General features: G+C 32.9%; 24 protein-coding genes and 1 pseudogene. 16 read left to right on the forward strand and 9 right to left on the reverse strand.

Going from position 1 to position 26,094, the window contains the following annotated elements; all coding sequences use genetic code 11:
- Positions 1 to 20: 20 nt before the first annotated feature.
- From JH146_RS01230 to JH146_RS01270, 8 genes are all read left to right on the forward strand, one after another.
- On the forward strand, positions 21 to 470 hold the full coding sequence (locus JH146_RS01230; RefSeq protein WP_048201298.1) for a beta-class carbonic anhydrase: 450 nt from the start codon (positions 21 to 23) through the stop codon (positions 468 to 470).
- A 179-nt stretch (positions 471 to 649) separates the two neighbouring features.
- Positions 650 to 2,680 carry a formate dehydrogenase subunit alpha gene (fdhF, locus tag JH146_RS01240; protein WP_081874445.1) on the forward strand — a complete coding sequence of 677 codons (2,031 nt, stop codon included), beginning with the start codon at positions 650 to 652 and terminating at the stop codon, positions 2,678 to 2,680.
- A 104-nt stretch (positions 2,681 to 2,784) separates the two neighbouring features.
- Positions 2,785 to 3,546: an NAD+ synthase gene (locus tag JH146_RS01245; protein ID WP_048201301.1), complete on the forward strand. Its 762-nt coding sequence runs from the start codon at positions 2,785 to 2,787 to the stop codon at positions 3,544 to 3,546.
- Between the two features lie 69 nt (positions 3,547 to 3,615).
- Positions 3,616 to 4,884, forward strand: a complete 1,269-nt coding sequence (locus JH146_RS01250) for a DUF2254 family protein (protein ID WP_052352066.1) — start codon at positions 3,616 to 3,618, stop codon at positions 4,882 to 4,884.
- 139 nt (positions 4,885 to 5,023) lie between these two features.
- Complete coding sequence (locus JH146_RS01255; RefSeq protein ID WP_048201302.1) at positions 5,024 to 6,112, forward strand: class II glutamine amidotransferase; 1,089 nt, start codon at positions 5,024 to 5,026, stop codon at positions 6,110 to 6,112.
- 40 nt (positions 6,113 to 6,152) lie between these two features.
- Positions 6,153 to 7,685, forward strand: a complete 1,533-nt coding sequence (locus JH146_RS01260; RefSeq protein ID WP_048201303.1) for a glutamate synthase-related protein — start codon at positions 6,153 to 6,155, stop codon at positions 7,683 to 7,685.
- A gap of 26 nt (positions 7,686 to 7,711) precedes the next feature.
- Positions 7,712 to 8,488: a GltB/FmdC/FwdC-like GXGXG domain-containing protein gene (locus tag JH146_RS01265; protein ID WP_048201304.1), complete on the forward strand. Its 777-nt coding sequence runs from the start codon at positions 7,712 to 7,714 to the stop codon at positions 8,486 to 8,488.
- A gap of 75 nt (positions 8,489 to 8,563) precedes the next feature.
- Positions 8,564 to 9,631, forward strand: coding sequence for a Coenzyme F420 hydrogenase/dehydrogenase, beta subunit C-terminal domain (locus JH146_RS01270; protein ID WP_048201305.1), 1,068 nt, complete (start codon positions 8,564 to 8,566; stop codon positions 9,629 to 9,631).
- Positions 9,632 to 9,646: 15 nt separating this feature from the next.
- Here the strand turns inward: JH146_RS01270 and queC are convergent.
- The 4 genes and pseudogenes from queC to JH146_RS01290 all read right to left on the reverse strand — a co-directional run.
- Positions 9,647 to 10,351: pseudogene (gene queC, locus JH146_RS01275) on the reverse strand (7-cyano-7-deazaguanine synthase QueC); the annotation flags it as partial.
- A gap of 78 nt (positions 10,352 to 10,429) precedes the next feature.
- Positions 10,430 to 11,776, reverse strand: coding sequence for a type I glutamate--ammonia ligase (gene glnA / locus JH146_RS01280; RefSeq protein ID WP_048201307.1), 1,347 nt, complete (start codon positions 11,774 to 11,776; stop codon positions 10,430 to 10,432).
- A gap of 115 nt (positions 11,777 to 11,891) precedes the next feature.
- Positions 11,892 to 12,818, reverse strand: a complete 927-nt coding sequence (locus JH146_RS01285; RefSeq protein ID WP_048201308.1) for a tetratricopeptide repeat protein — start codon at positions 12,816 to 12,818, stop codon at positions 11,892 to 11,894.
- A 196-nt stretch (positions 12,819 to 13,014) separates the two neighbouring features.
- Entirely contained in the window at positions 13,015 to 13,896 is an 882-nt protein-coding gene (locus JH146_RS01290) for a tetratricopeptide repeat protein (protein ID WP_048201309.1), read from the reverse strand.
- 225 nt (positions 13,897 to 14,121) lie between these two features.
- Between JH146_RS01290 and JH146_RS01295 the strand changes: the two genes are divergently transcribed.
- Positions 14,122 to 14,460 carry a P-II family nitrogen regulator gene (locus JH146_RS01295; protein ID WP_048201310.1) on the forward strand — a complete coding sequence of 113 codons (339 nt, stop codon included), beginning with the start codon at positions 14,122 to 14,124 and terminating at the stop codon, positions 14,458 to 14,460.
- Positions 14,461 to 14,495: 35 nt separating this feature from the next.
- The gene (locus JH146_RS01300; protein ID WP_048201311.1) at positions 14,496 to 15,746 is read left to right on the forward strand and encodes an ammonium transporter; all 1,251 of its coding nucleotides are present in this window, start codon (positions 14,496 to 14,498) and stop codon (positions 15,744 to 15,746) included.
- 140 nt (positions 15,747 to 15,886) lie between these two features.
- Here the strand turns inward: JH146_RS01300 and JH146_RS01305 are convergent, their stop codons facing one another.
- Positions 15,887 to 16,348 carry a hypothetical protein gene (locus tag JH146_RS01305; protein ID WP_048201312.1) on the reverse strand — a complete coding sequence of 154 codons (462 nt, stop codon included), beginning with the start codon at positions 16,346 to 16,348 and terminating at the stop codon, positions 15,887 to 15,889.
- 233 nt (positions 16,349 to 16,581) lie between these two features.
- Between JH146_RS01305 and JH146_RS01310 the strand changes: the two genes are divergently transcribed.
- Positions 16,582 to 17,520 (forward strand): PLP-dependent aminotransferase family protein, encoded by a 939-nt coding sequence (locus tag JH146_RS01310; protein ID WP_048201313.1) that lies wholly within the window; start codon positions 16,582 to 16,584, stop codon positions 17,518 to 17,520.
- A 7-nt stretch (positions 17,521 to 17,527) separates the two neighbouring features.
- On the opposite strand, the gene JH146_RS01315 is transcribed toward JH146_RS01310, so the two are convergent.
- The 4 genes from JH146_RS01315 to JH146_RS01330 all read right to left on the reverse strand — a co-directional run bounded on the left by JH146_RS01315 (position 17,528) and on the right by JH146_RS01330 (position 20,474).
- Positions 17,528 to 17,872 carry a roadblock/LC7 domain-containing protein gene (locus JH146_RS01315; protein ID WP_048201314.1) on the reverse strand — a complete coding sequence of 115 codons (345 nt, stop codon included), beginning with the start codon at positions 17,870 to 17,872 and terminating at the stop codon, positions 17,528 to 17,530.
- Between the two features lie 73 nt (positions 17,873 to 17,945).
- The gene (locus tag JH146_RS01320) at positions 17,946 to 18,416 is read right to left on the reverse strand and encodes a GTPase domain-containing protein (RefSeq protein ID WP_048201315.1); all 471 of its coding nucleotides are present in this window, start codon (positions 18,414 to 18,416) and stop codon (positions 17,946 to 17,948) included.
- A 33-nt stretch (positions 18,417 to 18,449) separates the two neighbouring features.
- Positions 18,450 to 19,478 carry a H(2)-dependent methylenetetrahydromethanopterin dehydrogenase-related protein gene (locus JH146_RS01325; protein ID WP_048201316.1) on the reverse strand — a complete coding sequence of 343 codons (1,029 nt, stop codon included), beginning with the start codon at positions 19,476 to 19,478 and terminating at the stop codon, positions 18,450 to 18,452.
- A gap of 177 nt (positions 19,479 to 19,655) precedes the next feature.
- Positions 19,656 to 20,474, reverse strand: coding sequence for an NAD(P)H-hydrate dehydratase (locus JH146_RS01330; protein WP_048201317.1), 819 nt, complete (start codon positions 20,472 to 20,474; stop codon positions 19,656 to 19,658).
- 317 nt (positions 20,475 to 20,791) lie between these two features.
- Between JH146_RS01330 and JH146_RS01335 the strand changes: the two genes are divergently transcribed.
- From JH146_RS01335 to JH146_RS01355, 5 genes are read left to right on the forward strand one after another with little or no spacing between them, the layout of a single operon-like run.
- On the forward strand, positions 20,792 to 22,402 hold the full coding sequence (locus JH146_RS01335; protein WP_048201318.1) for an ABC transporter substrate-binding protein: 1,611 nt from the start codon (positions 20,792 to 20,794) through the stop codon (positions 22,400 to 22,402).
- Positions 22,403 to 22,450: 48 nt separating this feature from the next.
- Positions 22,451 to 23,386 carry a nickel ABC transporter permease gene (gene nikB / locus JH146_RS01340; protein WP_048201319.1) on the forward strand — a complete coding sequence of 312 codons (936 nt, stop codon included), beginning with the start codon at positions 22,451 to 22,453 and terminating at the stop codon, positions 23,384 to 23,386.
- Entirely contained in the window at positions 23,379 to 24,242 is an 864-nt protein-coding gene (gene nikC, locus JH146_RS01345; RefSeq protein ID WP_394296456.1) for a nickel transporter permease, read from the forward strand. The genes nikB and nikC overlap by 8 nt, the downstream gene beginning before the upstream one ends.
- Positions 24,239 to 25,180, forward strand: a complete 942-nt coding sequence (locus JH146_RS01350; protein WP_173400796.1) for an ABC transporter ATP-binding protein — start codon at positions 24,239 to 24,241, stop codon at positions 25,178 to 25,180. The genes nikC and JH146_RS01350 overlap by 4 nt, the downstream gene beginning before the upstream one ends.
- A complete protein-coding gene (locus tag JH146_RS01355; protein WP_048201320.1) occupies positions 25,173 to 26,090 on the forward strand; it encodes an ABC transporter ATP-binding protein in 918 nt (305 codons plus the stop codon). The genes JH146_RS01350 and JH146_RS01355 overlap by 8 nt, the downstream gene beginning before the upstream one ends.
- The last annotated feature ends 4 nt before the right edge of the window (positions 26,091 to 26,094 follow it).

Raw genomic sequence — 26,094 nt, forward strand, 5'->3', positions numbered from 1 at the left:
TTTAATAATTGAGGGATAAGATGGGGAATGCAAAACCGAAGAAAAAACTTGCAGTTGTTACATGCATGGATGCACGTCTTGTGAATTTTTTATCAGAAAAATTGGGAATAAAGAGAGGAGACGCTAAAGTTATCAAAAATGCTGGAAATATTGTAACTGATGATGTGATAAGGTCTCTTGTTGTTGCAATCTACTGTTTAGGGATAGAGAAAATTTTGGTTGTTGGACATACTGACTGTGGAATGAAATACATTGATGTTGAAGATATTAAGAAGAAGATGATAGAAAGAGGAGCTAACCCCTATTTTGTCACAAACCTTAAATGTTGGTTGGGTAAGATTGATGATGAAGAAAAGAATGTAATTGAAGGAGTAAATATAATAAAGAACCATCCTGCAATTCCAAAAGATGTAAGTGTTGAAGGGTATATAATAGATGTTGAAACTGGAGAGCTCAAAAAACTCTGTTAAAAATCAAAAAATCAATTTTTGATAATTAGGTTTAAAATTTAAATAAAAATAACCACTATTTTAATTGAATTATATACGTCATAGCACCCGCCACTCTGCGAACCTTTTTAGGAGCAGGTGGCGAAAAAAGACCCGAAGCATGCACATAAAATTAAAAATTTAAAAAATTAGGTGAAATCATGGAATTTAAAATTGTGAATACAATCTGCCCTTATTGTGGAGTAGGTTGTGGTGTAGGATTGGTAGTTAAAAATAATAAGGTTGTTGGAGTTCATCCCAACAAAAGACATCCAATAAATGAAGGAAAGTTGTGTGCTAAAGGAAATTATTGCTATCAATTTATACATAGCAAGGATAGATTAACAAAGCCATTAATAAAAAAAGAAAGTGGTTTTGTTGAAACTACTTGGAATAAGGCGTTAGAATTAATTGCAGAAAATATGAAAGAATATAAAGAAGAGATTGGCTTTTTCTCATCTGCAAGATGCACTAATGAAGACAACTACATTTTACAAAAATTTGCAAGAGTTGTTTTAAAAACAAATAACATTGACCATTGTGCAAGGTTGTGACACTCAGCAACTGTTACTGGAATGAGTGCATGCTTCGGGTCTGGTGCTATGACAAACACCATAGAGGATATTGAATTGGCTGATTGCATACTTATTATTGGCTCAAACACCTTTGAACAACATCCATTAATTGCAAGAAGAATAATGAAGGCTAAAGATAAAGGGGCAAAAATTATTGTCATAGACCCAAGAAAAACAATAACTGCAAAAAACTCTGACATATATCTTCAAATAACACCTGGAACTAATGTAGCTCTAATAAATGCAATGATTCATGTTATTATAAAAGAAGGGCTGATGGATGAAGAATTTATAAAAAATAGGACAGAAGGCTTTGAAAAATTAAAAGAAATCATAGAGAAATACACACCAGAATATGTATCAAAGATTTGCGGAGTTGATAAAGAACTTATAATTGAGAGTGCCAAAATTTACGGTAGTGCTGAGAGGGCATCTATAATATACTGTATGGGAATTACTCAATTTACACACGGCGTTGATGCTGTTAAGGCATTATGTAATTTAGCTATGATAACTGGAAATATTGGTAAAGAGGGGGGTGGAGTTAATCCACTAAGAGGGCAGAATAATGTCCAAGGAGCTTGTGATATGGGAGCTTTGCCAAATGTGTTCCCTGGCTATCAGAAGGTTGAAAACAGCTATAGATTATTTGAAGAGTATTGGGGGACTGATTTAAATTCAAATCCTGGTTTAACAATACCAGAGATGATAGACGAATCTGGAAAAAATATCAAATTCCTATACATAATGGGAGAGAATCCAATGGTCTCAGACCCAGATGTTAAGCATGTTGAAAAGGCATTAAAAAGCTTAGATTTTTTAGTAGTTCAGGATATATTTTTAACTGAAACTGCAGAACTTGCTGATATTGTTCTTCCAGCTGCATGTTGGGCAGAGAAAGATGGGACATTTACAAATACTGAAAGGAGAGTTCAATTAATAAGAAAAGCTGTAAATCCACCTGGAGAAGCTTTAGAAGATTGGATAATAATCAAAAAATTAGCTGAAAAACTTGGTTATAAAGATAAATTTAGCTATAATAGAGCAGATGATATATTCAATGAGATTAGAAAGATTGTTCCACAGTATAGGGGAATAACTTATAAGAGATTAAAAACTGGAGGAATTCACTGGCCTTGTTTGAATGAAAATGATGTAGGAACAAAAATTTTGCATAGAGAGAGGTTTTCAACTGACAATGGCAAAGGAAAGATATTCCCAGTTGAATATAGAGAAGCAGCAGAACTGCCAGATAAAGATTATCCATTCATCTTAACCACTGGAAGAATAATATTCCACTACCACACTGGAACCATGACAAGAAGATGCAAAAATTTAGTGGATGAGATTAATGAGCCGTTTATTGAAATAAATCCTGATGATGCCAAATCATTAAAAATTAGAGATGGAGATATAGTTAAAGTGATTTCAAGAAGAGGAGAGATAATTGCTAAAGCAAAAATAACTGAAGATATCAAAAGAGGAGTTATATTTATGCCGTTCCACTTTGTTGAAGCAAATCCTAATGTATTAACTAATACTGCATTAGATGAGATGTGTAAAATACCCGAACTTAAGGTGTGTGCTGTAAAGATTGAACGAATTAATAGATTTTAATGTTTATTTAATGGAAGTTTTAAAGTTTCATTGAAAAACTCTAAATTGAACAAAATTTATATACTACAATAGGAAATATATTTCCTATTAGTATAGGTGATAATATGGAAGAGATTGTTGAAAAAATAACAAATTTTATCAAAGAGAAGGTTGAGGAAGCAAAAGCTAATGGAGTTGTTATTGGATTGAGTGGAGGTATTGATTCTTCAGTTACTGCTTATTTATGCGTTAAAGCCCTTGGAAAAGATAAGGTTCTTGGTATAATAATGCCAGAGAAAAACACAAACCCTAAAGATGTTGAGCATGCAAAGATGGTTGCTGAGAATTTGGGAATAAAATATATTATTTCAGATATAACCGATATTTTAAAAGCATTTGGAGCTGGAGGATATGTTCCAACAAAAGAATTTGATAAAATAGCTGATGGAAATCTAAAGGCAAGAATTAGAATGTGTATTCTCTATTATTTTGCAAATAAATACAATTTATTAGTTGTAGGAACTTCCAATAAAACAGAAATTTATGTTGGATATGGAACAAAACATGGAGATATTGCTTGTGATATTAGACCAATAGGTAATTTGTTTAAAACAGAGGTTAGAGAGCTTGCTAAATATCTTGGTGTCCCAAAAGAGATTATTGAAAAACCACCATCAGCTGGACTCTGGGAGGGGCAGACAGATGAAGAAGAGCTAGGCATTAAATATGAAACTTTAGATAAAATATTGAAATTGTATGAAAAAGGCAAATCAGCAGAAGAAATTTCTAAAGAGCTAAATATTCCATTAGAGGATGTTGAGCATGTATTTGATTTAATTAAAAAGAATGAGCATAAAAGAACCCTTCCACCAACACCAGAGATTTAAAAAATTAAAAATTAATTTATAAAATTTTTGATTGTTATTTTTCAAATTTATCTAAGTTTGGTGATAAACTTGGATTTATTGAGAATTATTGAAAAATTTAAAGAAGAGGAGATTTTTAACATAATTTTTATTTCAGGGATTGCTGTAATACTTACAATAATCTCTATACATTGCTTCTCTTGGGATGAAGGATTTACTGATAATGTGAGGTATATTTTAAGTGCTTTACTACAAACTCAGGCAGGAATGATTGGAATAATTGTTTCAATTACAATTATTGCCATACAGATGGTTAGTCAACAGTATTCAACAAGAATTGGGCATATAATATTAAACAAAACATTTTGGGCGTTTATTTTATCATATTTAATTTCTATGGGTTATGAGGTTTTTGCCCTTGGATTTCTTCCTGTAAAAAAAGATATAGTTGTTGTAAATTTTTTAATCCCTTACAACTTTTTAGTAGCTTTGGTATTTTTCTTTGCATATTTTGATTTTTTAATTGTAATCCCATATATAAAAAGCACAATCTACAATTTAAGACCAGAGGTTGTTATAGAAAAGCTAATAAAATCAATTGATAGGAAGGAAATTGAAAATTATAAAGTGGTTAATTCTGAATATGTAAATTACAAATCAGCAAAAGACATCCCAAGGAATCCTCTAAGAACCGTTTATTATATAATAGAAAAAGCGTTAAATTTACAACATTATATGACAGTAAGAAATGCAATGATTTTATTGGGAAGTTATTATGAAGAGCTAAATGCTAAAACAAAAAACCAAGATGAGAGGTTTTTTAGAATATACATTGATATCATTATTAGAATAGCATGTTTAGCCAACAACTCACCAATTTCAATTACAAGAGAGGCAATGATATCCTTAAAAAAGATAATCACTTATGAGTTATCTAATAATGTAAATAGAGCAATTTATGCATTAAAAGGAATTGGAAAAATAGTATTGGCTAATATTAATGCTGAAGATAAAAGTAGGATAAAAATAGTTGTCCTATATGCTTTAAAAAATTTAAATAAAATTTCAGAGGAATTATTAACAAAATCCCCAAACGATAAAATTTATAAATTTTTTGATGAATTACTGAATATTTTAGAAGAAATTATAAAGGGAAGCATAAAAACTCTTGATAAAGATGATTTTGTAAAGGTATTTAAAAAATCTTTAGATATTGTTCTGTTAGCTCAAGAATATGCAAATATAAATGGAGAAAATTATATGGAAAGAGTTAAAAAAACTGTTAAAAATATTGGGGATTTATTAAAAAGTTATGGATATGATGATTTAATAAAATCTCTTAAAATTGTTGAAAGCTAAAAGCTATTAAAAATCATTAATTTTTATATTGGAATTTATAATAAATACTTTCAAACCATAATTATTTAAATATAACTTCAACCAATATTTACAAAACCCAAAAACTATCTCTTTTATACCTAATTATGGAGGGTTGTTTATGTGTGGTATTATCGGTTTTATGAGTAGAAAAAAAAGAATGATAAAAGGGGACAAGATAGCCTTAGCACTGGATAGCCTAAAAGAGAGAGGAAACGGAAAAGGTTCTGGTTATGTAGGTTATGGAATATACCCAACAAAATATAAAGATTGCTACGCTTTCCACATTTTAATTGACAACACACCAAAATTTGAGAAGATAAAGGTAGAAGTTGAGAATGTTTTAGAGCAATATGGGACTATTGTTAAAGATGAGGAAATTCCAACAGAAGATGGAATTATAGAAAAAACACAAATCCCTTGGAGATACTTCTATGAAGTTGATGAGAAATATGCTGACAGAGAGGAAGATGTTGTTGTAGATATAGTTATGGAGATAAACGATAAAGTTGATGGAGCTTTCGTTATATCAAGTGGAAAAGATTTAGGTGTTTTTAAGGCAGTTGGATGGCCAAATGAGGTTGCTGAGTTTTACAGAATAGATAAATATGAAGGTTATATGTGGTTAGCTCATGCAAGATATCCAACAAATACAAAGGCATGGTGGGGAGGAGCTCACCCATTCAATTTATTAAATTGGAGTGTTGTTCATAACGGAGAGATAACAAGCTATGGAACAAATAAAAGATTCGTTGAAATGTTTGGTTATAAGTGTAGATTATTAACTGATACTGAAGTAGTTGCCTATATATTAGATTTATTGATGAGAAAACACAAAATCCCTGTTGAATATGCTTTATCTGCATTAGCACCAAGATTCTGGGATGAAATAGATAAAATGCCAGAAGAAGAGAGAGAGTTGCATACAGCAATAAGATTGGCTTATGGAGGAGCTATGCTAAATGGGCCTTTTGCTATCGCAGTTGGAACACCACATGGCTTAATATTTATGAATGGAGATATTGAAAAGGACACTACTATGTTTGGTTTAACAGATAGAATTAAGTTAAGACCATTAATTGCAGCTGAAAAGGATGATATGATATTTATTTCAAGTGAAGAATCTGCTATAAGAAGAATATGCCCTGATTTAGATAGAGTTTGGATGCCTGATGCTGGAATGCCTGTTATTGCAAGACCATGGAAATAAACATGAAATAAAAAACTAAAAAATATAAGGAAGTGAAATTATGATTCCTTCATACGTTCCACCAAAGTATAAGGTAGAGGTAGATCCAAACAAATGTATGTTATGTGAGAGATGTACAATAGAGTGTTCTTGGGGAGTTCATAGAAGAGAGGGAGACAGGATAATTAGCTATTCAAATAGATGTGGAGCTTGCCATAGATGTGTTGCTATGTGTCCAAGAGACGCTATAACAATTAAAGAAAATGCAGTTTCTTGGAGAAGCCATCCATTATGGGACATTGATGCAAGGGCAGATATTTACAACCAAGCAAAAACTGGATGTATTTTATTAAGTGGAATGGCAAATGCTAAAGACCATCCAATCTATTTTGATAAGATTGTTTTAGATGCATGTCAAGTTACAAACCCATCCATTGACCCATTGAGAGAGCCAATGGAATTAAGAACCTATATAGGTAAAAAACCAAAACAATTAGAGTTTGAATTTGTTGAAGAGGAAATTGATGGTAAAAAGATTAAAAAAGCTAAGTTAAAAACAAAAATAGCACCAAACTTAAAGTTAGATACACCAATAATGATAGCTCACATGTCCTATGGGGCTTTATCTTTAAACGCTCACTTATCATTTGCTAAGGCAGTTAAGGAATGTGGAACATTCATGGGAACTGGTGAAGGAGGATTACCAAAAGCTCTCTATCCTTATGCTGACCACATAATTACCCAAGTTGCAAGTGGAAGATTTGGAGTTAATGAAGAGTATTTGATGAAAGGGGCAGCAATAGAGATTAAAATAGGACAAGGGGCTAAGCCAGGAATTGGAGGACACTTACCTGGAGAAAAAGTTACTGCAGAAATATCTGCAACAAGAATGATTCCTGAGGGAAGTGATGCTATCTCACCAGCTCCTCACCATGACATTTACTCAATTGAGGATTTAGCTCAATTAGTTAGAAGTTTGAAGGAAGCAACAAGATGGAAAAAACCAGTCTTTGTTAAAATCGCTGCTGTCCATAATGCCCCAGCAATAGCTGTTGGAATTGCAACAAGTGATGCTGATGCAGTTGTTATTGATGGATATAAAGGAGGGACAGGGGCAGCACCAAAGGTATTTAGAGACCACGTTGGAATTCCAATAGAGATGGCTATTGCAGCTGTAGACCAAAGATTGAGAGAGGAAGGATTGAGAAATGAAATCAGCATTATAGCAAGTGGAGGAATTAGGTGTGCAGCAGATGTATTTAAAGCTATAGCTTTAGGAGCAGATGCTGTCTATATTGGTACTGCTGCAATGGTTGCTCTTGGCTGTAGAGTTTGTGGAAGATGTTACACTGGATTGTGTGCTTGGGGAATAGCTACACAGAGACCAGAGTTAGTTAAGAGATTAGACCCAGAAGTTGGAGCGAGAAGAGTTGCTAACTTAATCAAAGCATGGACACATGAAATTAAAGAACTCTTAGGAGCTGCTGGAATTAACTCAATTGAAAGCTTAAGAGGAAATAGAGATAGATTGAGAGGAGTTGGATTAAATGAGAAGGAGTTAGAAGTTTTAGGAATAAAACTTGCTGGAGAATAATCTCTCAATTTTTAAAGGTGAAAGGCATGGAAGAGGTTGTTATAGATGCAAAGGATATGCACTATAGAGAGTTAAATGAAAAAATACATCAAATTTTAAGGGAAAATCCGGATATTAAAAAAATTGTATTGAAAAATGTTTTGGGGCAGAGATTTATTGGAAATGGATTGCAGAAGAAGGGTTTAACTATAGAGATTTACGGCATTCCTGGTGGAGATTTAGGAATGTTCATGAACGGCCCTACAATAATAGTTCATGGTAATGCTGAATTTGCTCCTGGAAACACTATGGATGATGGGACAATAGTTATTTACGGAAGTAGTGGAGATGTTACTGCCCACTCAATGAGAGGAGGAAAGGTTTTTGTTAGAGGAGATGTTGGTTATAGAAGTGGAATCCACATGAAAGCTTATAAAGATAAAGTCCCTGTTCTTGTGATAGGAGGAAGAGCTAAGGATTTCTTAGGAGAATATATGGCTGGGGGTATTATAATTGTTTTAAATATTGATGAAAAAGGAAATGACTTAGGAAAAATTAAAGGAAGAATGATAGGAACTGGAATTCATGGAGGGGCTATTTACATTAGAGGAGAGATAGATAAAGACCAATTGGGAGTTGCTGCAGATATAAAAGAATTTACTCAAGAAGATTTAGAAAAAATTAAACCATACATTGAAGAATTTTGTAAGTGGTTTAATTTACCAGAAGATGTTAAAAATAAACTAATAAATTCAAAATGGACAAAAATAGCACCAATTTCAAAGAGACCATTTGGTAAACTCTATACTCCTGACCTGATGTAATTTAATATAAAATTTTTGTCAATTTTTTAAAATTATTTGAGGAGAAACACTAAAATAAGAGTTTAGGTGAGATTAATGAAGTCATATAAAAATCTAAAAGAGGAAGTTTGGGATACAAATATATGTAGTGGTTGTGGAGCTTGTATAGCAGTGTGTCCAGTAAATAACTTATATTTTAGAGAGGAAAGTCCGGTAAAGTTTGAGTGCGATGAATGCTCTTGCATAATAGCTCCAGCAGATATTATTGAACATCCAATTTCAGCAGAGTTTTGTAAAACTGTTGTCTATGACGTTCCTTGTGGAGCTTGCTACGATGCCTGTCCAAGAATAAAAAAATCATCAGTTCCTAAGCCAGAAGGATTAGGAAATATATTAAAAGCTGTAAAGGCAAAGGCATCCATAGAAATAAAAAATGCTCAAAATGGAGGGGTTGTAACTGCTATATTAGCCAATGCATTTGATGAAGGGTTGATAGATGGAGCTATTGTAATGATTGATGATAAATGGACATTAGAGCCAGAATCATATTTGGCTACATCAAAAGAAGATGTTATAAAATCAGCTGGAAGTAAATATCTCTGGAAAGGCCCAATATTAAAGGCATTAAAAACAGCTGTTATGGAGAAAAAACTTAAAAAATTAGCTGTTGTAGGAACACCATGTGTAATAAATGCAATTTATCAAATATTATCATCAGATAACGACTTATTAAAGCCATTTAGAGAAGCTATAAGGTTAAAAATTGCTATATTCTGTTTTGAAACTTACGATTATAGTAAAATGATTAAAAAGCTCAAAACAGATGGAGTAAATCCATGGGATATTAAAAAGATGGATATTGAATCAGGAAAATTAAAAATCACATTAGTTGATGGAAATGTTATTGAATACAAACTAAAAGATGTTGAATTTGCGATGAGAGAGGGTTGTAAGGTTTGCGGAGACTTTACTGGCTTAACATCAGATATTTCAGTTGGTAATGTAGGTAGTGAAGAAGGATATTCAACTGTCTTAATAAGAAACAAATGGGGAGAAGGGTTCTTTAAGAGAGCAGTTTATAACGGCTATATAACTTACGATGAGAATGTTAATTTAGATGCAGTTAAAAAACTTGTTGAATTGAAAAGAAAGAGAATTCAATAAATAAAAATTAATTATTTACTCAATATATTTTGTTTTATCTTCAACTCCAGCCATTAAAAATGCCCTTTTTCTTCTCATACAGCTTTCACATCTTCCACAATGTAAGAAATCTTCACCATTATCTCTATAACATGAATAGCTATATTTCAAAACTTCCACGCCAAGCTTTTTCTCTATCTCATGACCAATTTTAACAATTTCTTCTTTTGTTTTATCATATAGAGGGGCTTCTATCTTAACTTTATTTAGTGTTCCATATTCTAAGGCTTTATTTAATGATTCAACAAATTCTATTGTATTATCTGGAAATGTTGCTCCTTCCTCTTTATTTATTCCAATAAATACTTTTTCTGCATCTAAAGCTTCAGCAAAACCACTTGCTATACTAAACATTATTAAATTCCTTGCGGGAACCCATACAGCTTTCATCGTTTCAAATGCTTTCTCACTATCCAACTCTTCTATTTTTAATGTAGGAATCTCTTTTTCAGTTATTAAAGAGCTTTTTTTAAACTGTTTAATAAAAGGCAAATCAACAACAATGTGTTCAATTCCCAATATCTCACAAATTTTCTTTGCTGAATTTATTTCCCTCTTAACCGCTCTTTGTCCATAGTTAAAGGTTATTGCTGTAATCTCATAACCCAAATCTTTAGCTATCAATGTAGCTACCGTAGAATCTAACCCACCACTTAAAACAGTTATCGCTTTCATAATCTCATCCTTTTTTAGATTGAATAATTGAAATTTTTAAAATTTTGTTTGAATAAAAAAAGATAAAGTTAGGAATTTAGGAATTTAGTAGACTAAGTATTTGCCTAACTCCCAGTCTGTAACTGATGTTCTGAAGTCATCCCACTCAGCTCTCTTAATTTCCATGTAGTTTTCGTAGATGTGCTTACCTAATGCTTTTTGCAAGACTTCATCACATTCTAACTCATCTAATGCAGCAGCTAAGTTTGCAGGAACTGACTCAATTCCTAACTGCTTTTTCTCTTCTTCTGACATCTTGAAGATGTTTTTCTCAACTGGTTCTGGAGCTTCCATTTTCTTCTTAATTCCATCTAATCCAGCTGCTAACATACATGCGAATGCTAAGTATGGGTTGCATGTTGGGTCTGGAGCTCTGAACTCGATTCTTGTTGCTTTTCCTCTTGCAGCTGGGACTCTAATGATAGCACTTCTGTTTTTGTTAGCCCATGCAATGTTAACTGGAGCTTCGTAACCTGGAACTAATCTCTTGTATGAGTTAACTGTTGGGTTTGTTATTGCAACTAATGCCTTAGCGTGGCTTAAAATACCAGCAATGTAGCTTAAACATGTTTCACTTAATCCATTGTATGGTCCTTCTGGGTCGTAGAATGATGGTTCTCCGTTAAACCAAACACTCTGGTGACAGTGCATTCCGTTTCCGTTCATACCAAAGAATGGTTTTGGCATGAATGTAGCTCTTAAGCCATGTTTCTTAGCAATGTTTTTAATTGTCATCTTGAATGTTATAACGCTATCAGCTGTTTTTAAAGCGTTGTCGAATTTGAAATCAACTTCGTGCTGTCCTGGAGCTACTTCGTGGTGTGATGCTTCAACATGGAAGCCGAGATTTTCTAAAGCTAAAACGATATCTCTTCTAATGTCTGGAGCATCATCTAATGGCTCAACATCGAAATAGCCTCCATCATCAGCAGGAATCCATCTGTGTGGGTTGTGTGGGTCTCTCTTTAACAAGAAGAACTCTGGTTCTGGACCAACAAAGAACTCTCCATTCATTTCTTCTTTTAATTCATTTAAAATAGCTTTTAATCTACTTCTTGGGTCTCCTTCGAATGGTGTTTTCTCATCTTTGTAAACATCACAGATAACTCTCGCAACACTTTTCTCTTCTGGTCTCCATGGTAAAACAGAGAGTGTTGATAAGTCTGGTTTTAATAACATATCTGATTCTTCAATACCAACGAAACCTGTAATTGATGAACCGTCAAACCATACTCCATTTTCGAAGATGTCTCTTAATTCTTCAATTCCTTTCTCTCCAGCTTTAACTGGATATGCAACGTTCTTTGGGAATCCTAAGATATCAACAAACTGGAATCTTATGAACTTAACATTGTTCTTCTTTACATATTCTATTGCTTGTTCGACGTTCATTTCCATCCCCCAATGCAATTTGATTAAATAATTCTGGAAGTAAGTTTCCTACTTCCATATATATATAATTTACGGTATAATTCCAATTTAAATTAAAATATAAAAATATAAAAGTCTATTCATAGATTTCAAGCGCTCTATTGTAGCATTCTATAGCTTCATTGATTCTTCCAAGTTTTTCAAGAGCTACAGCTTTTCCATTCCAAGCTTCTGGGAAATTTGGATTAATCTCTAATACCTTATCAAAACACTTTATTGCTTTTTCATATTTTCCTAATTTGTTTAATATAATTCCTCTATAAAGATAAAGCAATGGGTCTTCTGGGTTTAATTTTAGAGCTTTTTTTGTGTATTCTAAAGCTTGACTCAATCTTCCAAGGTAAATTAAAATCTGTATTATATACATTAACGCACATATATCTTTACCACTTCTCTCAAAAACCTTTTTAAAGCATTTTAATGCCTCTCCATACCTTCCAAGTTTAAATAATATTTCTCCTTTGTATTGTAGAGATTGACAATCATTAGGATTTATTTTTAGAGCTTTATCAAAGCATTCTAAAGATTTTTTAAGTTTTCCTTCTTTATATAATATCTTTCCTTTCTCAGCCCAAGCAATAGCTGATTGTGGATACTTTTCTAATATATCATCAAGAATTTTTAATGTTAAGTCATATTCTCCAAGTTTTTTTAGTATAAAGGCGATTGTATATTTAACAGATAAATCAGATTTTTTTAATTTATATAATTTTAAAAATACCTCTTTTGCTTCTTCTAATCTACCTAAACTTACTAATAGGATTCCTTTTAAGAAATTTGCTAAGATATATTTTGGCTTTATTTTTAATGCTTTGTCAAAATACTCTAATGCTTCATCATTTCTCCCCATTCTTTTTAATATTCTTGCTTTTCTTACGTAGATGTCTGGATCTTTTCTAATCTCTAAGATTTTATCTATTAAATAAAGAGCTTTTTCGTAGTTCTTTTTTTCAAGTGCATCGAAATATTCATCCCATAAAATGCTTTCATTGTTCATTTCCATACCTACTCCCTCCCCCGATTTTAATAATAAGTTAATCCTCATAATCTACGAATTTCGTTAATGTACAATATATAATAATGCTATATTAGTATTATAAAATAGGGTGTGGAAATATATACTTTTCCATATCTTAAATCATTTATTTTTTATTTTTATATTTGGTTTTGTAAAAAATTAAAAATTAAAAAAATATAGTTTATTTATGGATTTCAAGTGCCTTGTTATAACATTCAACAGCCTCTTTTATCCTTCCAAGTTTTTCAAGAGCTACAGCTTTTCCATTCCAAGCCTCAGAGATATTTGGATTTATACTTAGCACTCTATCAAAACACTTTATAGCCTCTTCATATTTTCCTAATTTGTTTAATATAATTCCTTTATGCAAATAAAACATATATTCATTTGGATTTAACTTTAGACCTTTTTCTATATATTCTAAAGCCTCTTCCAATCTTTCAAGAATTATTAAGACATGTGTTATGTGTATCAGTGCATATACACAACTGCCATTAATTTCATGAAGGATTTTTTCAAAACATTTTAATGCTTCTTCATATCTCCCAAGTTTAATTAATATTTCTCCTTTATAGTGTAAAGAGTGACAGTCATTAGGATTTATTTTTAAAGCATTATCAAAACATTGTAAAGCTTCTTCAAGATGTCCTCCCCTCCATAACATCTCTCCTTTCTCAGCCCAGGCAATAGCTGAATTTGGGCATTTTTCTAATATTTCATCAATAAGCTTTAGTGCATGTGAACAGTTGCTGGTTCTTCTTAATACAAATACAGTTGAGAATTTAACAGATGGATTGTGCTTATCTAAATTATATAATATTAAAAAAATATTTCTTGCTTCATTTAACTTTCCTAAGCTTAACAATAAATGTCCTTTTAAAAAATAAGCAATTAAATGTTTAGGATTTAACCTAAATACGTTGTTAAAATATCTGAGTAGTCTCAATTTTTTAATCTTTTTAACTCCAAATATTTTATCAATTATTGAAAGTGCTTTATTGTAATTCCCTTTTTCAAGCGCTTTAGAATATTTACGCCATAATTTATTTTTGTGATTTTCCATATTCCTCCCCCATCAAATTTTGTATTATTTTTATATTTTTCTATCACTTAGTTTTGAATTTGTTATTAATAAACTTATATAGTTTATTTATATTAAATTTTTATATTTGGTTTTATAAATTACCGAAAAGTTTTTATATAATTTTTGGAAGTAATAGGAATGTAATTTCCTTTTCCCTAAGAATAAGATTTCCGTTTCCAAGTAATAATATAGGGGGTTGATACTATGAAAAAAGTCGAAGCAATCATAAGACCTGAAAAATTAGAGATTGTCAAAAAAGCCTTATCAGATTCTGGTTATATTGGGATGACTGTTAGTGAGGTTAAGGGTAGAGGAGTTCAGGGAGGTATAGTTGAGAGATATAGAGGAAGAGAATACATTGTCGATTTAATTCCAAAAGTTAAAATTGAGTTGGTTGTAAAAGAAGAGGACATTGATGATGTTATTAACATTATCTGTGAAAATGCAAGAACTGGAAACCCAGGAGATGGAAAGATATTCGTTATTCCAGTTGAGAGGGTTGTAAGGGTAAGAACTAAAGAGGAAGGTAGAGACGTGCTTTAAAAATTTATTAAGATAAAGTTGTTGGGGTGAAGATAATGGCTACTGCCGATTTATTTGCAAATGCCACTGATATAAATTCAATTGTTCAGGCTTTGACTGTAATGGCTAATGCAAGTGACGTATTCTTCCTCGTTGTTATGGGTGTTCTTGTCTTCATGATGCAGTGGGGCTTTGCAATGCTTGAAGGAGGGCAGGTGAGAAAGAAAAACGTTAATAATGTTATGATGAAAAACATGGTTGACTGGTTTATTGGTTGTATATCATGGTTATTAATTGGTGGAATTTTATGTACCTCAATAAATCCTGCTGATTTCATTGCTTGGTGGAGTAAAATATTCTCAGCAGCACCTTTCTTAGTCGATAATGGTTTAGAATTGGCAAACTGGTTCTTTGGTTTGGTCTTTGCTGCAACAGCAGCAACAATCGTTTCTGGAGGAGTTGCAGAGAGAATTAAATTTGGTGCTTATGTATTAATATCATTGATCATTACAGCATTCTTGTATCCATTCTTCGTATATTTAGGACCTTGGGGAGCTGAAATTATTCCATGGCATGACTATGCTGGAAGTTTAGTAGTTCATGGTTTGGGAGGATTCTTAGCTTTAGGGGCTATCTTAGCATTAGGTCCAAGAGTTGGAAGATTTATTGACGGAAGACCAGTGCCTATATTAGGACATAATATACCAATGGCTGTATTTGGGGCATTGGCATTGGCTATTGGTTGGTATGGATTCAACGTAGGAAGTTCATTAGCATTGGGAGATATCTCAGGGCTCGTATGTGCAACAACAACATTGGCAATGGCTGGAGGAGGAATTGGAGCTTTAATTGCTTCAAAGAAAGATGTTCTCTTTACAGCTAACGGAATTGTTGCTGGATTGGTTGCAATCTGTTCAGGAACAGATATTGTAAGTCCAATTGGTGGATTATTGATTGGTTTAATTGCAGGATTGCAAGTTCCAATTGTTTACAGATTACTTGAAAAGTATGGTATAGATGATGTATGTGGTGTTGTTCCAGTTCACGGAACTTCTGGAGTTATTGGGGCAATATTAGCAGGAATCTTTGGAATGACAGCTTTAGGAGGAACTGGGGATGTAAGTTTAGTTGAACAAATAATTGCATCAATATTCTGTATCATTTACGGAACTGGTTTAGGATTTATACTTGCTAAAGTTGTAGGAATAGTTCTTGGAGGATTGAGAGTTAGCGAAGAAGAAGAAAAAATTGGATTGGACTTGACAGAGCATAAGATGCCTGCTTACCCAGAAGAAAGTGTTCTCTAAAATTTCCATTTAAAGATTTACTTTTTAATTTTTAAATTTTTAAACTACAATCGGGGGAGGGGATAGTTATCTTTTTTTACTTTCTATTTTAAAGAACAGAAATTTAAAGCAGTAGTATATGACTGCTATTGAAATAATAATTATTTAATTCTAAACCAGCAATATCCGTTTTCTTTTATTATTAATTTATTTCCATCCCAAAAATCGATTTTGTAATCTTTTTTAGTTAATTCCTTTAAACAGCTTGCCAATATAGAGGGGATTGGACATGCACTTCCAGAGATTTCAGCCTCTCCAATCTGCTTTGGGCAGTATTTGCATTTATCTATTTTTATTCCTATCCTATCATCATAAATAACAAAATCATCACACATATCACAAAAATTAATTAGAAACTCTATCAATTTCTTATCTTCTTTTGGAATCTCTTTAACTGTTTCTTTTAAACACTTTGCTATCTTTTTCCCTACACCAGACCCTACAACGTTTGTTGTACCTTGATTTAAAATACCTAATCTTGAGAATTCAGCTATCATTGATGTTAAAACTATGTGTAAGTTCTTTAAATTTCTATGTTCAAACAATTCCCTATACTTTGGCATAAATATCACCAAATGTGTATGTATAATAGCCATACTTTTACTATTGATTGCCAATTATAATACAAAAATGTAATATAAAAATATTACTATCTGATTTAGTATTATTACTACAAGAATCTTAAATAAGTTGAAATATATGAAGGCCTTATCAAGTGATAGGAAATATTACAAGAACGAAATTTGTTAAAATTATTTTGTGTTATATTATATAAATCTTTACTTTTGGTGAGATGATGATTCTCAAGCATAGAAGACCTAATATATATGGATTAATAAATAAAGAAGGAAATAAAGAAGAAGTTGAGATTATAATAAATGAGCTATTAAATAGGGATTACAAAATAACTTTTCTTCCTTCTGGAAGTTCAGCAGTATTTTTAGCAATGTGGATAGCAAAAATTTATAGTGATGAGATTTTAATCCCAAATATGGGAGGTTGGCAAGGGTTTTTAAAATTTCCAAAAGTATTGAATTTAAAAACTAATATGATAGAAACAAATTTAGGAATTGTTGATATAGAAAAATTAGATAAATCTTTAAAAGAAAACTCATCAGTTATTTTAACATCATTGGCAGGATATTTAGCTCCACAACCATTAAAAGAAATAAAAAAATTGTGTGAAGAGAAAGAAGTTTTATTTATTGAAGATATTTCAGGAAGAATTGGAGGAGATTGTGGATATGGAGATATTATTGTTTGCTCTACTGGAAGTCCAAAGATATTGAACTGTGAATACGGTGGTTTTTTAGGAATAAGTAAAGAGATTGAAGAAAAATTAGGCAATGCTTTAAATAATATTAAAATAATATCTAAAACATATAAAACAATAAATTATTTTGGTCTTTTAAAAGAAGAGCTATTGAACGCTAAAAAAACTTATAAAAAATATGTTATGGCAAATGAAATAATTAAAAATGAAATTGAAAATGCTTATTTTAAAGAATATGAAGGGATATCCATATTTGTTGAATGCGAGAATCCAAAAAATATATCTAAAAAAATTAACAGCTTAATAAAATTAGACAACAAAAAATCAATAACAACAATCTGTCCAAATTATGATAGGGTTTTAAAAAATGGAATTGTATTTGAAACAAAGAAAATTGATGTTTCAGAGCTAAACAAAGAGGTTATCAATGAAATCATTGCAACATTAAATTCTATTTTATAATATTGTCTTAGAACATTGCTTTTATCTTCTCTGCAGCTCTTTTCATTGTAATTCTAATTAAACCTAAGTTAACCTTCGCATCAGTTAAAACTACCAAAATTCCTTCTCCTGCATCGACCATTAGAGTTTTTCCATGCTCTCCTTCAATCATTGTTTGTTCTAAATTACCCATTCCGATTTCTGCTGCTGTTCTTTCAGCAGCCCCAAATGCTGCTGAAGCCATAGCCCCAACTAATTCAGCATCAACATTTCCCGGCAATTGGGAAGCTATAACCAAACCATCCTTACCAACAACCATTGAACCTTTGATACCTTCGGTTTTATTTAGCTCTAATAAAATTCTATCAATCATATTTCCACCCTTAAATACCCTACCCTTTATGTAGATTATGTATTTTTGCTATATAAAATTTTTTAAATTTTTTTCACTGAGTGTATGATATAATTTTGTTTATAAGCTCATTAAGTCCTTCTTTTTTTATTGCACAACCTTTAACAACGAATTTTGGGTTACATAGATTATAGACTTCATTTATGTCAATTTCTCCGATATCTGTCTTGTTTATAAAAACCCCATATGGGATTTGTTTAGATTCCAATAATTTTATTATTTCTTTGTCTTCTTCAGTTATTCCTTTTGATGCATCTAAAACTATTAAAGCTAAATTCGTTCCTTTTAATGCTAATTCTCTCATAAACTCAAATCTTTTTTGACCTGGCGTTCCAAAGAAGTGAATTTTTTTATCATCTATTATTAATGAGCCATAATCAATGGCTGTTGTAATGCCATTATGTTCAACTTTTCCAATTCTGCCGATTAAATTTTCCATCAATGTGGTTTTTCCAACATCACTCGAACCAATAACTACAACTTTTATTTCCCCCTCTTTTTTCATAAATCCCCCCTAAAAAATGAATAATAATTCAATTTAATGCTCAAATAGTTTTCTTGCGCTTCTTTTTATTGCTCCTTCAGCAGCAGCTCCTCCTATTAAAGTTTTTATCTCTTTAACTAATGATTGAGCCGCTACAAGTGTTGTTGGTTTTATCTCTGCATTTTCAGCTTCTTTTTTCAATGTTTCATCTAAGTTTTTAAGAATCTCTAAAGCAGCGTCTAAATCTTTTTGCATATCTAACAACTTCATTGATGAAGCAGTTTTTATTAATAACTCTGGATTTAACGCTTTTACCAAGCCTTCAATACCTGAAGTTTCTACAAGGGAGGCCATTGTTTGTAAAGTCATGATAACTTGCTGTTCAATCATCTTTTTAGGAACTTTTATAATTTTATTCCCCACTGTATAGTAGTCTAAAACACCAGATAAAGCAACTGCTGTTACCAAAGAACCCATGTCCGCAACAACTGAAGAAACATCTGCAGGAACTACATAAGCTTCTTTTCCTGCACTTTTAGCAAGCTCTACCAATTTATTTATTTGACTCTCGCTTGCTAATTCTCTACCGTCGGTTGTTTTCCCACCAATAACATAATGTCCATGTTGTGGGGTTCCAGGAACAGCCGCTGGATGCATTGAGCTAATTCCAACGTCTTTTCTCTTTGTCCTTAAAATTGGTTCTAAAGAATAGTATAAAACAACAGGTGAAACAGTACAAGTGTTACAAATAACAGAATTTTCAGGAACATGTTCAATAATAGTTTTTACTATATTAAATGTTATTTTACCGAACGGTGTAAATAATATATGCACTTCTCCATGCTTTGCTGCTTCTATATCATCACTAACAACTTTAACTCCAGCATCTTCAACTTTTTTCCATAAATCATCGCTCATTATATCCTTATTTGGTTCTGCTAAAACTACATCATGTCCTGCTTTAGCGAATTCAATAGCCATTCTTGAACCACCGTAAGGTGGCTCCCCTCCAAACTTTTCTGGTAGATTTAACTGATTTATGTATAAATTTTGATTTCCAGCCCCATAAACAGACACTTTCATATTCCCGACCTTTAGAGTTTTTGAATTTTATGAATTTTAAACAATTAAGTTTTGAAAATTTACCTTATAAATATTTTATCATTTTCTCTAATAGGATTCATATATTATTAATGATATTAAAAAAAGTGTAGTAGGATATTATTTTTGTTAATAACGTTTTTTAAATAAAAAAGATTTTTATTTTATATATTCTTTTAAAACCTCAGGAATAACATTAATTATTTCTACAATTTGTGTATTTGGCTTAGCATTAACTATTTCTCCAAGTTTTCTATTTATTTTACATCCTAAGCTCATTGCATCCTCTATTTTGAAACCAACACTTACTAAAGATGATATTATCCCTGTTAAAGTGTCTCCAGTACCTCCAATACATTCCATTGCCTCTATTTTTGGTTCTTTTATAGTGTCAATTATTTTTCCTTCATTGACAACATAGTCAGTTTCTCCTTTAACAACCATGTACTTAGGCATTTTCAATTTGTAAGCCCTTTCAATGAGTTTTGGCACTTCTTTATCGTCAATCTCAGATATAAAACCTCTAACATAGGCAGGATGGGTAGCTTTCTCATCTGCTAAAAATGCCAATTCACCAACATCTGGCAAAAAGAGATAAAACTTATCTCCAATATTTGCCGCTTTTGCTACATACATACCTCCAGCATCTGCAATAATCTTTGGGGAAAAATCAATTTCTTTAATTTTTGAAATCTTTGGTTTTATATAATGAATAACCAATAAATCATCATCAACCTCTTTTAATGCCTCATAAATCTTTAAACTTCCATCTCCCTCTCCAATATCTCCAGCAGTTATTACTTTAACATCATCATTGTCAAAATACTCCAATGTTTTTAAAACCGCACCTATTAAAGCTCCAGTCCCCATGGATACTGGAAACTCTTTGTTATTTATTATTATTTTATTCCCCCTTAGTGTAGCTTTTCCAACAATCAAATCCAGTCCTTTTATTGGCATAGTTCCTGCTATAATCATGGTATCAGCTCCCAAATATTTAATTTGTTACCTCGGATTAAATGTAAACATCAAAACTATAGCATTAAGTCATATATGTCTTTTTTCTTCCCCATATTTTTCACATACAGAAATCTAAAATCTCCACAAATTTTTTTATAAGGTTGTTGGTTTGTTCCAACAGTGTTTTTCATCTTTTTTATTTTTTGTAATATAAAAATTCTAATTACTCATATTTAATAACACAAAGTAGAAAATTTTATATACCTAAAGTGATGTTTTTTAAAATTGTTAAGATTAGATAATATAAAATCTTAAAATAGTATGAGGTAGATATAATGAAAAAGGCAGTCTCCATATTGGCTATAGCTCTCCTATTACTTGGGGGTGTAGCTATAGCAGGTTGCACACAAAAAACTGAAACAAATATTGAAGAAGCAAAGCCAGCAACTACTGAAATCAAACCAGCAGAAACTAAAGCTGTTGAATACAAAGACACATTTATCTTAGGTTATGGAAAAGACCATAAACTCACAGGAAGCAAATGGGGTATCGGATTTTTCCCAAAAACTCACGTCCTTGAGAGATTGGTTGAGTATGATATGGAGCATGATAAAATAGTTCCAGCATTAGCTGAGAGTTGGGAGATTAAAGATGGAGGTAAAACAATCATCTTCCACCTCAAAAAGGGCATTAAGTTCTCTGACGGGACTGAATTTAACGCCTACGCTGTAAAATTCACAATGGATAGATTGATAGCAAAAGGACACAGCTTAGCCCCAGAGGGATGTGATGTCATAGATAACTATACAGTTGCTATTCACTTCAAAAAACCAGGATTCTTCAACTTGGCTAAGATGGCAGAGTATCACCTTGGAATAATGGCTCCTACATCAGTTAATCCAGTTGGAGACCCTAACGGAACATTAGTTAAACCAATCGGAACAGGGCCTTTTAAGGTTGTAGATTACAAGAAAGACCAATATGCTATCTATGAGCCAAACCCATACTGGTATGAAAGACATGGTATAAAGCCAAAATTCAAGAGATTCGTTGTTAAAATCATCCCAGATGAAGATACAAGAGTCATGGCTTTAAGAAGTGGAGAGGTTGATGCAATCTCTGATTATGTTCACGGAGGGGCAGCATACACACCAAGAAATCAACTCCCATTATTGGAAAAAGATGGATTCAAAGTCTATAAGCATAACGTCCCAATTACTTGGGTTATTGCATTCAACTACAAAAAAGCTCCATTCAACGACCCAGAGGTTAGGAAGGCTGTTAGCTTGGCAATAGACAGGGATGAAATTGTTAAGATATTTGGTAACCAAGTAAGACCAGCATGGAATGGAATGTTTGCTCCAGAAGCTCCAGGAATGAAAGAAGCCAACATTAAATATGAATACAACCCAGAGAAAGCCAGGGAAATATTGAAGAAGAAGGGCTTAGAGGGATTAAAAGTTAAATTCATAGTTGATAAGAGCCAAGGAGACCAGATATTGGTAGCTCAACTCATTCAAGAACAGCTTAAGAAAGCTGGATTTGACCCAGAACTTGAAATCCTTGAAAGTGGAGCTTACAAGCAGAAGAGAGATTCTGGAGACTATGACATGAGGCTCTACTACATTGGAGGACCTCACAGAAGATTCTACTTAAGAATGTTCTGGAGATTCTATCCAGGAGGTAAATGGGACGCTTACGAAAGTGAAAAAGTTTGTAGCTTATGTAAGAAAATCCTTGAAGACCCAGCAGATATCGATCCAGAAGTTAGAAAGAAGGACTTAATTGAGTTCTATAAAGCTTTATATGATGAAATGGGAGTTGTTCCACTCTACCATGACATTATGACAGCAGTAATGAGTCCAAAGGTAGATGCTCCAAGCCCAGACAAGTTCTTCACAATCAGTGGAGAGCCATTCTTTGCCGAAGTTGGAGTTAGAAAATAAATTCCTCTTTTTAATTTTTTGAATTTAATTTAAAGTTTGGTGATAGTGATGAAAAAATACATCCTAAAAAGAATCTTGCAGATAATCCCAACACTTATTGGGGCTTCTTTTTTGTCATTCTCTCTGCTTTACATCTTTCCCGGAGATCCAGCAGAGTTTATCTTAACTATTAGCACAGGAACAGAGCCAAGTCCAGAAGAGATTGAGAGATTTAGAGTTGAGGCAGGTCTAGATAAGCCATTAATTGTCCAGTATATAAATTGGTTATCTAATGTTGTCAGAGGAGATTTTGGAACTTCGTGGAGTAGTGGAGAGCCCGTGTTAGACGAAATTATGGAGAGATTCCCAGCATCTGCAGAGTTATTTTTCTCAACGTTTATAATTTCGGTAGTATTTGCGTTTTTGTTTGGTATAGTATCTGCGTTATACAGAAATAAAGAGATAGACCACATCTGCAGAATCTGGTCACTTATAGGCATTAGTATTCCAAGTTTTTGGTTAGGTTTAATGTTTATATGGCTGTTTGCTGTTCATCTCCATCTTTTACCATCATTTGGTTATGGAACACTTAAACATGCCATACTCCCAGTTATCACTTGGTCGATCTCATTTATGGCAATTAAATCAAGGTTCATTAGGGCTGTGTTGTTGAATATTTTAAATGAGGACTATATTTTAACTGCAAGGGCTAAAGGACTCTCTGAAAAAGCAGTTGTTTTAAAACATGCCTTAAGGAATGCCCTAATCCCAATTTTAACTTATCTCTCAATGTCAATAAGTCATTTAATTATAGGTTCTGTTATGGTTGAAGTTGTGTTTGCATGGCCTGGTTTAGGGTCTTTATTTGTAGAATCTGTTTTAAAGAGAGATTTTCCAGTTGTTCAGGCTTTAGTTTTGCTGAGTGCAGTTATCTTTACACTAACAAACTTAATTGTTGATATCCTCTACGCAATCATAGACCCAAGAATAAGATACGGTGATTAAGTTGAGAGATACAATAAAAGCCATGCTAAAAAACAAAACATGCCTTGCAGGTTTGATAATTATCTCCCTAATAACCTTAGCTGGTTTATTAGCTCCAATAATAGCAAAAGACCCTTATGAAACAAACATGCTTAAGAGGCTCTCACCTCCATCATTAGAACATCCATTTGGAACAGACCAGTTAGGGAGAGATTTGTTCTCAAGGATTGTTTATGGAGCGAGGGTCTCTCTGATTGTAGCTATAACGATATCAATCATATCATTGACTGTTGGATGTTTAATTGGGGCTATAAGCGGATACATTGGAGGAGTTGTTGATGACATTATTGGGAGGATTATAGATGTGTTTTTGGCAATTCCAGAGCTTATATTTAACATTGCATTAGTTGGGGTTTTGTGTGTGGTTTTAGAATCTACATCGTCGATATGGGTTGTTATATTTGCAATTATAGTTACAAATTGGGTTAGTTATGCAAGATTAACAAGAGGGATTGTGTTGTCTCTAAAAGAGAGGGAGTTCATAACCTCTGCAAGGATGATGGGGGCATCTGATTTCTGGATTTTGTTAAAGCACATCATCCCAAATGCCATTCCACCAATAATAGTTCTCGCAACCCTAAATGTTGGGAATGTGATTATGACAATAGCAAGTTTAGGATTTTTGGGCTTAGGAATTCAGCCACCAACACCAGAATGGGGACAAATTCTAAACTCTGGAAAAAACTATCTCACAACAGCCCCTTGGATTATGGTATTTCCAGGTTTGGCAATAATGCTTGCTATACTTGGATTTAACTTGCTTGGTGACGGTTTAAGAGATGTGTTAGAGCCAAAATCAAGGAGGGTAGCACAATGAATGATTTGTTGGTTATTAAAAACCTATATGTGAATTTCTTGGTTGATGATGTTAAGGTTAAGGCAGTTAATGGAGTTAGCATCAGCATAAAAGAGGGAGAGACCCTCTGCCTAATAGGAGAGAGTGGGAGTGGAAAATCTGTCTTAGGACTTTCTATACTAAGATTACTGCCAGAAAATACTGAAATTAGTGGAGAGATAATCTTTAATGAAAAAAACCTCCTTTCTCTACCAGAGAAGGAAATGAGAAAGATTAGAGGAAAAGAAATAGCTTGGGTCCCTCAAAGTCCATCAACATCCTTAAACCCAGTATTAAAGGTTGGTTATCAAGTTGCAGAGTCAATGATATTACATCTAAAATTAAGCAAAAAGGATGCATTAGAAAGGACTGTTGAACTTTTGGATTATTTTGGCATATATCCAGCAAGGAGAAGGGCTGAAGAATACCCTCACCAATACAGTGGAGGGATGAGGCAGAGGGCTTTAGTGGCTATGGGAACTTCAACAAAACCTAAGCTTATAATTGCAGATGAGCCAACAAAAGGTGTTGATGTAATAAAGAAGGTTAGAGTGGTTAAGCTCTTTGAAAAGATTAAGAGAGATAATGATAAGCCCTCTCTACTTTTAATAACTCATGATATCCCATTTGCTAAAAAATTGGCTGATAGAGTTGCAGTTATGTATTGTGGGCAGGTAGTTGAGATTAGCAAGGCAAAGGATTTCTTTAAAAATCCTCTCCACCCATATTCAAAGGCACTCTTAGAATCTCTCCCATCAAATGGATTAAAACCAATTAAAGGGAATTCTCCAAGTATGATAAATCCTCCAAAAGGTTGCAAATTCCACCCAAGATGTGAGTTTGCTACAGAAAAATGCCTTAAAGAGCCACCATTCTTTGAGCATGATGGGAACTTTGTGAGGTGCTATCTATATGATTGAGGGTAAAAATCTGTATAAAATCTTTGAATCTGGGATATTTTCAAAACGTAAGATTGTTGCAGTTGATGGGGTTGATATTGAGATTAAAGAAGGAGAGACATTGGCATTGATTGGGGAGAGTGGTAGTGGAAAATCAACATTAGGCAGAATGCTGTTAATGCTAACAGAACCAACTAAGGGAGATGTTATCTTTGAAGAAAAAAACCTCACAAAGATGAAAAAATCTGAGTTAAGGAAGATTAGGAGGAAAATGCAATTAATCCCTCAATATCCAGATACTGCATTAGACCCAAGATGGACAATATATGAGAGCATTGCAGAGCCGTTAAGGATTCACAAAATTGCAGACAATGAGTATGACAAAATTAAAGAACTCATAGAAATCGTTGGATTAAAAGAAGACCATTTAAACAGATTTCCACATGAACTTAGTGGGGGAGAGTTGCAGAGGGCAGTTATAGCAAGGGCTATGGCTTTAAATCCCAAATTTATTGTCTGTGATGAGCCAACGTCCATGTTAGACGTTTCTGTCCAAGCATCTATTTTAAATCTCCTCATGGAATTGCAGAGGGAGAAAAATCTATCCTATCTATTTATAACCCATGATTTGGAGGTTGCAAACATAATGGGCCATAGAATGGCTGTGATGTATGCTGGGCAGATTGTTGAAGAAGGAAGAGATATCTTAGAAGAGCCTCTTCATCCATATACACGACTCCTTGTAGAATCCTTGAAGATGGAGGAAGAAATAGCCGATACTGAATTAGAAATCAAAAAAAGCTTGGGTTTTGTTGAGGGTTGTAAATACTACAACCTCTGCCCACACCGCAGTGAGAAATGTTTGAGAGAAAAACCTCCATTGGTGGAGGTTGATAAAAACAGAAAGGTTAGATGCCATTTATATGCGTAAAGAG

The sequence above is a fragment of the Methanocaldococcus bathoardescens genome, assembly GCF_000739065.1.
In the GTDB taxonomy this organism is placed as follows: domain Archaea; phylum AGJL01; class Methanococci; order Methanococcales; family Methanocaldococcaceae; genus Methanocaldococcus; species Methanocaldococcus bathoardescens.

Bases quoted from the DNA above. Each gene is read 5' to 3' on its own strand.
- JH146_RS01295 (WP_048201310.1), top strand. From the start codon at position 14,122: ATGAAAAAAGTCGAAGCAATCATAAGACCTGAAAAATTAGAGATTGTC.
- JH146_RS01285 (WP_048201308.1), bottom strand. From the start codon at position 12,818: ATGGAAATGAACAATGAAAGCATTTTATGGGATGAATATTTCGATGCA.
- JH146_RS01355 (WP_048201320.1), top strand. From the start codon at position 25,173: ATGATTGAGGGTAAAAATCTGTATAAAATCTTTGAATCTGGGATATTT.
- JH146_RS01245 (WP_048201301.1), top strand. From the start codon at position 2,785: ATGGAAGAGATTGTTGAAAAAATAACAAATTTTATCAAAGAGAAGGTT.
- JH146_RS01300 (WP_048201311.1), top strand. From the start codon at position 14,496: ATGGCTACTGCCGATTTATTTGCAAATGCCACTGATATAAATTCAATT.
- JH146_RS01335 (WP_048201318.1), top strand. From the start codon at position 20,792: ATGAAAAAGGCAGTCTCCATATTGGCTATAGCTCTCCTATTACTTGGG.
- JH146_RS01290 (WP_048201309.1), bottom strand. From the start codon at position 13,896: ATGGAAAATCACAAAAATAAATTATGGCGTAAATATTCTAAAGCGCTT.
- JH146_RS01265 (WP_048201304.1), top strand. From the start codon at position 7,712: ATGGAAGAGGTTGTTATAGATGCAAAGGATATGCACTATAGAGAGTTA.
- JH146_RS01305 (WP_048201312.1), bottom strand. From the start codon at position 16,348: ATGCCAAAGTATAGGGAATTGTTTGAACATAGAAATTTAAAGAACTTA.
- nikB (WP_048201319.1), top strand. From the start codon at position 22,451: ATGAAAAAATACATCCTAAAAAGAATCTTGCAGATAATCCCAACACTT.
- JH146_RS01230 (WP_048201298.1), top strand. From the start codon at position 21: ATGGGGAATGCAAAACCGAAGAAAAAACTTGCAGTTGTTACATGCATG.
- JH146_RS01270 (WP_048201305.1), top strand. From the start codon at position 8,564: ATGAAGTCATATAAAAATCTAAAAGAGGAAGTTTGGGATACAAATATA.
- JH146_RS01315 (WP_048201314.1), bottom strand. From the start codon at position 17,872: ATGATTGATAGAATTTTATTAGAGCTAAATAAAACCGAAGGTATCAAA.
- JH146_RS01325 (WP_048201316.1), bottom strand. From the start codon at position 19,478: ATGAAAGTGTCTGTTTATGGGGCTGGAAATCAAAATTTATACATAAAT.
- JH146_RS01320 (WP_048201315.1), bottom strand. From the start codon at position 18,416: ATGAAAAAAGAGGGGGAAATAAAAGTTGTAGTTATTGGTTCGAGTGAT.
- JH146_RS01350 (WP_173400796.1), top strand. From the start codon at position 24,239: ATGAATGATTTGTTGGTTATTAAAAACCTATATGTGAATTTCTTGGTT.
- JH146_RS01255 (WP_048201302.1), top strand. From the start codon at position 5,024: ATGTGTGGTATTATCGGTTTTATGAGTAGAAAAAAAAGAATGATAAAA.
- glnA (WP_048201307.1), bottom strand. From the start codon at position 11,776: ATGAACGTCGAACAAGCAATAGAATATGTAAAGAAGAACAATGTTAAG.
- JH146_RS01260 (WP_048201303.1), top strand. From the start codon at position 6,153: ATGATTCCTTCATACGTTCCACCAAAGTATAAGGTAGAGGTAGATCCA.
- JH146_RS01310 (WP_048201313.1), top strand. From the start codon at position 16,582: ATGATTCTCAAGCATAGAAGACCTAATATATATGGATTAATAAATAAA.
- JH146_RS01330 (WP_048201317.1), bottom strand. From the start codon at position 20,474: ATGATTATAGCAGGAACTATGCCAATAAAAGGACTGGATTTGATTGTT.